This window comes from Arenimonas malthae CC-JY-1 (assembly GCF_000747075.1).
Lineage (GTDB): Bacteria > Pseudomonadota > Gammaproteobacteria > Xanthomonadales > Xanthomonadaceae > Arenimonas > Arenimonas malthae.
In genome coordinates, this window is record NZ_AVCH01000037.1 from 1 (window position 1) to 6,042 (window position 6,042).

Consider the following 6,042-nt stretch of genomic DNA (forward strand, 5'->3'; position numbering starts at 1 on the left):
CGCCCCTGCTCGACCTGGGCGAACAGGCCATGGCCGCGTCCACGCCGGAGGCGCCGCGCCACCACGTCACCCTGCTCGACCGCGGCCAGGACGCGCTGATCGCCCGCGTCCACCTGATTCGCGCCGCGCGCCGCAGCATCGACCTGCAGAGCTTCATCTACGACACCGACGACACCGGCGCGCTGGTGCTGGAAGAGCTGCTGGCGGCCGCCCGCCGCGGCGTGAAGGTGCGCGTGCTGCTCGACCAGCTCTACGGCCTGCCCGACCCGAACCTGCAGGCGGCCCTGGCCGGCGCGCACCCGAACTTCGAGCTGCGCCTGTACAACCCCACCTTCAACGAGGCGCGTACCCAGTCGCTGCAGTACGCGGCCGGCATCCTGTGTTGCTTCCGCAAGTTCAACCGGCGCATGCACACCAAGCTGCTGCTGGTGGACGGCACGGTCGGCATCACCGGTGGCCGCAACATCCAGGACCGCTATTTCGACTGGGGCGAGGGCTACAACTACCGCGACCGCGACATCCTCGTCGCCGGGCCGGTGGCCCGGGCGATGGAAGCCAACTTCGAGGCCTTCTGGAGCTTCGAACGCAGCCGCCCGGCGCACACGCTCAAGGACGTGGCCCGCCGCCTGGTGCGCGCCGGCGGCGTGCCGGCGCACCGCCTGCTCGACCCCGCCCGCGAGCGCCCGCCGCGGGTGCTGGCCATGGCGGCCATCGCCGCCGACGGCGCCGCGGTGCACGAACGGCTGGCGCCGCTGACGCTGTCGGTGGGGCGCGTGGACTTCTTCGCCGACCTGCCGGAGAAGCACACCGGCGAAACCACCGCGCACGAGGACGCCTCGCGCGCCATGCGCGACCTGGTGGCCTCGACCGAACGCGAACTGGTGCTGCAGACGCCCTACCTGGTGCTGTCGCGGCCGGCGCGCCAGCTGTTCCGCGAGCTGCAGCGGCGCGAGCGGGCGCCGGTGGTGGAGGTGTCCACGAACTCCCTTGCCGCCACCGACGCCTTCCCCGTGTACGCCATGAGCCACAAGTACAAGCGCATGTACCTGCGCGAGATGGGCTTCCGCATCCACGAGTACAAGCCCTACCCGACCGACGCGCCCATCGACGTGGCCGCCACCGGCGCGCTGGGCCCCGAGCGCGCCATGCTGCCGATCTTCGGCTCGGGTTCGGCCGGCTCGGCCTCGGGGCCGGTGCCGCTCAAGCGCGCCGGCATCCGGGTCGGCCTGCACGCCAAGTCGATGGTGCTCGACGACCGGGTCGGCGTGGTCGGCAGCCACAACTTCGACCCGCGCTCGGACAACCTCAACACCGAATCCATGGTGGTGGTGCACGACCGCCAGTTCGCCGGCGCCCTGCGCGCCAGCATCCAGCGCGACATGGCGCCGGAAAACGCCTGGATGGTCGCGCGCCAGGAGAAGCCCCCGGTGTTTTCCGGCCTGAACTACAGCCTGGGCAAGGTGTCGGAAAAATTACCGATTTTCGACCTGTGGCCTTTCCCGTACGCCAGCAGCTTCGAGCTCAAGCCCGGCTGCAACCCGACCGCGCCGCCGGACCCGGCCTTCTACCGCTGCTACGAGGACGTGGGCGCCTTCCCCGAAGTGGACCTGCCGCTCAAGACGGTCTACACCCGCATCCTGACCGCCTTCGGCGCCGGGCTGGTGCCCATCCTCTGAGCCGGGCGCGGGCCAGGCCACGGGCTTCGATTGACGGGGAATCCGCCCCGGCCTAGGCTGCTCGTTCTCGTTACCGACCGCCGGAACCGCCCGCATGCCCCTTTCGCTCAGCTTCGAACTCTCCGACCGCGACCTCGCCCACTTCACCCAGGCCATGGAGTCGGCGCGCGCCGCCGCGGGCAACAAGAGCGCCGAGGAAATCATGTCGGCCGCCTCCGCCCTGCTCAAGGGCGCCGACCAGATCGAGCTGCCGGACTTCATCGCCGAGCGCCTCGACCGCCTCGACGCCATGATCGCCATGCTGCGCGACGACGGCTGGCACCTGCCGGAGGAAGACAAGCAGCGCGTGCTGTCGGCCCTGGTCTACTTCGCCGACCCGAAGGACGTCATTCCCGACAACGTGCCGGTGCTGGGCTACTTCGACGACGCCATCGCCATCGAGATGTGCGTCAAGGACCTCAAGCACGAGCTCGACGCCTACGACGAGTTCTGCGAATTCCGCCAGGGCGAGGCCGAACGCCGCGGCCTGGACCCGGCCAAGGTCGGCCGCGCCGACTGGCTGGAAGCCCGCCGCGACGAGCTGATCGACCGCATGCACCGCCGCCGCAACCGCCAGACCGGCAGCGGCTACGGCGACAGCTCGGGCTACGCGCGCCGCGGCTACACCACGGCCTACCGCCCGGGCATGATGCGCGTCCGCTGAGGCGGCGCATCGCCCGATGGCCGACCCGTTCAAGCACCGGCCCGGGCTGGAGCAGCTCAACGCCATGCTGTCCGGCACCGCGCCGGGCACGCTGGGCATCCGCATCATTGAGCAGGGCCCGGACTTCCTCCGGGCCACCATGCCGGTGGACGAACGCACCCGGCAGCCCTTCGGCCTGCTGCACGGCGGCGCTTCGGTGCTGCTGGCCGAAACCCTGGCCAGCTTCGGCGGCTACCTGTGCCTGGACCCGGCGTCCGGCCAGCAGACCGCCGGCCTGGAAATCAACGCCAACCACCTGCGCGCCGTCACCGAGGGCGTGGTCACCGGCACGGCGCGGCCCATCCACCTCGGCCGTACCACCCAGGTGTGGGAGATCCGCATCGAGGACGAGCGCGGCCGGCTGGTGTGCATTTCGCGCATGACCGGGGCCGTCGTCGGCCGCTGAAGCCAGCGTACCCCGGCGTCGGGTGTTTCCCGCCGCGCGCTGCGGCACAATGCAGGCAATGTCGAATCCCACCGAAGCGGCGCGCCCGTCGCGCGACTGGCGCCGCCCGCTGCGCTACCTCTGGCGTCTGCCGTTCCTGGCCCTGCACCTGGGCCTGGGGCTGCCGTTCACGCTGCTGATGATCAACCCGCTCAGCGCGCGTTTCGAACTGCGCGGCGAGCGCCTCGACCACCGCGTGATCCGCTGGTGGTCGGGCACGCTGGTGCGCATCTTCGGCATGCGCGTGCGCCGCTACGGCACGCCGCTGCCGGGCGCGGCGCTGTTCGTGGCCAACCACGTGAGCTGGATCGACATCGTGCTGATGCACAGCCAGCGCATGATGGGCTTCGTGGCCAAGGCCGAGATCGCGCGCTGGCCGCTGGTGGGCTGGGTGGCCAGCCGCGGCGGCACCATCTACCACCACCGCGGCAACAACGACTCCCTGCACGGCGTGATGCACCAGATGGTGCAGCGGCTCGAGGCCGGGCAGGCGGTGGGCGTGTTCCCCGAGGGCCGCACCACGCGCGGCGACGCCATCGCCGTCTTCCACGCGCGCATCTTCCAGCCGGCCGTGGTGGCCGCGGTGCCGGCGCAGCCGGTGGCGCTGAAGTACGGCGCGCGCGGCGACGCGCAGACCCTCGTGGCCTTCGGCGAGAAGGAAAGTTTCTTCGCCAACTTCGTGCGCCTGCTGGGCGAGCCGGCGCGCCCGGCCGAGGTGCATTTCCTCGAGCCCGTGGCGGCCAGCGAAGACGGCCGCCGGCGCATGGCCGACACCTGCCGCGAGCGCATCATCGCGGCCATGGCGGGCTGAGGCCCGGCATGGCGCACCCGGCCGACTACCGCCCGCCGCGCTGGCTGCGCAACGCCCACCTGCAGTCGGTGCTGAGTTCGATGCCGCTGCGCCGCGCCGCCGGCGAGCGCGCGCTGCGGCGCCTGGGCGCGGCCACCACCGAACACGTCATCGAAGTCGAGGACGGCGTGCGCCTGCAGGGGTTCCACAGCGCCGTGCCCGGCACCGCGCCGCGCGGCCTGGCCCTGCTGCTGCACGGCTGGGAGGGCAGCGCCGCCTCGGGTTACATGCAGCACACGGCGGCGACGCTGCTGGCGCGCGGCTTCGAGGTGTTCCGGCTCAACTTCCGCGACCACGGCGACACCCACCACCTCAACGAAGACCTCTTCCACTCCTGCCGCCTGGCCGAAGTGGTGCAGGCCGCGGGCGAGGTGGCGCGGCGCTTCCCGGCGCGGCCGATGGTGGCGGCCGGCTTCTCGCTGGGCGGCAACTTCGCGCTGCGGCTGGCGCTGGCGGCGCCGGCGGCCGGCGTGCCGCTGGTGCATGCGGCGGCGGTGTGCCCGGCCATCGACCCGGCGGCGGTGCTGCGCGCGCTCGAGCAGGGTTTGCCGCTCTACCACTGGTACTTCATGCGCAAGTGGCGGCGCTCGCTGCAGCGCAAGCGGGCGCTGTTCCCGCACCGGCACGACTTCGACGATTCGGTGCTGGCCCTGGACATGCGCGGCCTGACCGGCTGGATGGTCCGCCGCCACACCACCATGGCCGGCATCGAGGACTATTTCGAGGGGTACGCCGTGGCCGGTGGCCGCCTGGCCGGGCTGCAGGTGCCGGTGAGCGTGCTGGCCGCCGCGGACGACCCGGTGATCCCGGTCGACGGTTTCCCGCGCCTGCAGCTGCCGGACCATTCGCGGCTGGAGATCGCCGATTTCGGCGGCCACTGCGGCTTCCTCGAAGGCGCCCACCTGGGCGGCTTTTCCGAGCGCTGGGTGGCCGACCGGCTCGAGGCCGCGGCCGAAGCCGCCGGGGCGGCTACAATGGCCGTTTCCGCGCCTGCCTGAAGACTCCCATGCTTGCTGACATCACCGAGGCCCTGCGCCGGGGCGACGCCGCCGCCGCGCTCGCCGCCGCCCGCGCCACCGTTGCCGCCGAACCTGAAAACGCCGCCGCCCACCACCTGCTGGGCGTGTGCCTGCAGCGTGCCGGCGACGCCACCGGCGCCCGCCAGGCCTTCGGCCGCGCGCTCGAAATGGCCCCCGACGTGGCGGCCCACCACTTCAGCCTGGCCACGCTGGCCCTGTCCGAGGGCGACGCCAAGGCCGCCGTCCAGGGCCTGCAGCAGGCCCTGGCGCTGGACCCGAACCAGCTCGGCGCCTACGTGATGCTGGCGCACCTGGCCCTGGGCCGGGGCGACCAGGCCGAGGCCGAGCGCAACCTGCGCCTGGCCCAGCGCGTCAGCGCCGAGCACCCGCAGGTGCGCGTGCTCGAGGGCTACCTGGCCCAGGCCAAGGGCGACAGCGAGCGCGCCCTGAAGTGCTTCACCCTGGCCGTCGAAGCCGACCCGAACCTGGCCGCCGCCCACCTGGCGCTGGGCCAGGCCTTCCTGGCCCGCCGCATGTGGCCCTTCGCCGAGCAGGCGCTGTCGAACGCGCTGCGCCTGGATCCCTCGCGCGCGCCGTCCACCCTGCGCGCGCTGGTCGAGGCCCGCCGCCGCCAGGGCAAGGCCCAGGAAACCCTGGACACCCTGGGCGAGCTCATCGCGCTGGTGCCGGGCGACCCGGTGGCGCGCGTGCTGCGCGCCGAGGTGCTGCTGGAAATGGGCCGGGGCGAGGAAGCCGCGGCCGACCTGGAAGCCGTGCTCGACGCCCACCCCACCCACGCCCCGGTGCTGTCCCAGGCCGTGGTGCTGCTGTCCCGCCTGGGCCGCCCCGAGGAAGCGCTGGCGCGCGCCGAGGCCGCGCTGGCCAAGGCCCCGGACAAGGACGAGCTGTGGAAGGTGCGCCTGAACGTCTCGGGCCTGCTCGGCGAAGACGCCAAGGACGTCCTCGACCGCTGGCAGGACGCGCTGCCCGATTCGACCGCCTGCCTTGAAATGTTGACCGCCTTCCACGACACCCGCGGCGAAGACGCCCTGGCCGAGACCTACGCCGACCGCGCGCTGTCCATCGACCCGGACCTGTACGCGGCCAACCTGTACAAGATTCGCGGCGAATTCCCGCAGGACCCGGCCCTGGCCCTGGCCCGCGTCAGCCGCCTGCTGCCGCTGGCCACCGACGCCATCGCCCAGCGCACCCTGCTGGGCTGGCGCGGCCTGGCCCTGGACGCCCTGGGCCGGCACGCCGACGCCGCCGCCAGCTGGCGCGAGATGATCCGCCGCCCGGCCACCGGCCAG

General features: G+C 72.8%; 6 protein-coding genes. All 6 read left to right on the forward strand.

Going from position 1 to position 6,042, the window contains the following annotated elements; all coding sequences use genetic code 11:
- Positions 1-1,676 (forward strand): phospholipase D-like domain-containing protein (locus N790_RS02920; protein WP_043800503.1); only part of this gene is annotated, 1,676 nt, incomplete at its 5' end.
- Between the two features lie 94 nt (positions 1,677-1,770).
- Positions 1,771-2,379: a YkvA family protein gene (locus tag N790_RS02925; RefSeq protein WP_052385645.1), complete on the forward strand. Its 609-nt coding sequence runs from the start codon at positions 1,771-1,773 to the stop codon at positions 2,377-2,379.
- Between the two features lie 16 nt (positions 2,380-2,395).
- On the forward strand, positions 2,396-2,824 hold the full coding sequence (locus N790_RS02930) for a hotdog fold thioesterase (RefSeq protein WP_043800504.1): 429 nt from the start codon (positions 2,396-2,398) through the stop codon (positions 2,822-2,824).
- A gap of 49 nt (positions 2,825-2,873) precedes the next feature.
- Positions 2,874-3,674 (forward strand): lysophospholipid acyltransferase family protein, encoded by an 801-nt coding sequence (locus N790_RS02935; protein WP_425388019.1) that lies wholly within the window; start codon positions 2,874-2,876, stop codon positions 3,672-3,674.
- An 8-nt stretch (positions 3,675-3,682) separates the two neighbouring features.
- The gene (locus tag N790_RS02940; RefSeq protein WP_052385646.1) at positions 3,683-4,711 is read left to right on the forward strand and encodes a YheT family hydrolase; all 1,029 of its coding nucleotides are present in this window, start codon (positions 3,683-3,685) and stop codon (positions 4,709-4,711) included.
- Positions 4,712-4,719: 8 nt separating this feature from the next.
- On the forward strand, positions 4,720-6,042 hold a 1,323-nt coding region (locus N790_RS02945; protein WP_043800509.1), incomplete at its 3' end, for a tetratricopeptide repeat protein.

Bases quoted from the DNA above. Each gene is read 5' to 3' on its own strand.
- N790_RS02925 (WP_052385645.1), top strand. From the start codon at position 1,771: ATGCCCCTTTCGCTCAGCTTCGAACTCTCCGACCGCGACCTCGCCCAC.
- N790_RS02930 (WP_043800504.1), top strand. From the start codon at position 2,396: ATGGCCGACCCGTTCAAGCACCGGCCCGGGCTGGAGCAGCTCAACGCC.
- N790_RS02935 (WP_425388019.1), top strand. From the start codon at position 2,874: ATGCAGGCAATGTCGAATCCCACCGAAGCGGCGCGCCCGTCGCGCGAC.
- N790_RS02940 (WP_052385646.1), top strand. From the start codon at position 3,683: ATGGCGCACCCGGCCGACTACCGCCCGCCGCGCTGGCTGCGCAACGCC.